The following is a 559-nucleotide window of genomic DNA, read 5'->3' on the forward strand; positions in this document are numbered from 1 at the left end:
ATAGGTTTTGGTGGTCGCGTGCTGGGTGATGCCCTGCCGAAATACCTTAACTCCCCGGAAACCGATATTTTCCATAAGGGCCGCCAGCTTTACGGTCTTTATGAGGCACAGCAGGATAATGCGGAACCTCCGCGTCTTCTGGTCGTCGAAGGCTATATGGATGTTGTTGCGCTGGCGCAGTACGACATTAACTATGCCGTTGCGTCGCTGGGAACGTCCACCACGGCGGACCATATCCAGCTGCTGTTCCGCGTCACCAACAACGTGATTTGCTGTTACGACGGTGACCGCGCAGGACGCGACGCCGCCTGGCGAGCGCTGGAAACCGCGTTGCCGTATATGACCGACGGGCGTCAGCTACGCTTTATGTTCCTGCCCGACGGTGAAGACCCGGATACGCTGGTGCGTAAAGAGGGCAAAGCGGCGTTTGAAGCGCGGATGGAGCAGGCTCAGCCGCTCTCCACGTTTCTGTTTAACAGCCTGATGCCGCAGGTTGATTTGAGTACCCCTGACGGGCGCGCGCAGCTCAGCACGCTGGCGCTGCCGTTAATCAGCCAGG

At 58.7% G+C, this 559-nt stretch carries 1 protein-coding gene; it reads left to right on the forward strand.

The annotated features are described in order from the left end of the window. Positions 1-18: 18 nt before the first annotated feature. A partial coding sequence (locus ACFPZN_RS56560) for a DNA primase (RefSeq protein ID WP_378293764.1) occupies positions 19-559 on the forward strand: 541 nt, incomplete at its 3' end.

Source organism: Actinomadura rugatobispora (assembly GCF_042656285.1).
Lineage (GTDB): Bacteria > Actinomycetota > Actinomycetes > Streptosporangiales > Streptosporangiaceae > Spirillospora > Spirillospora rugatobispora.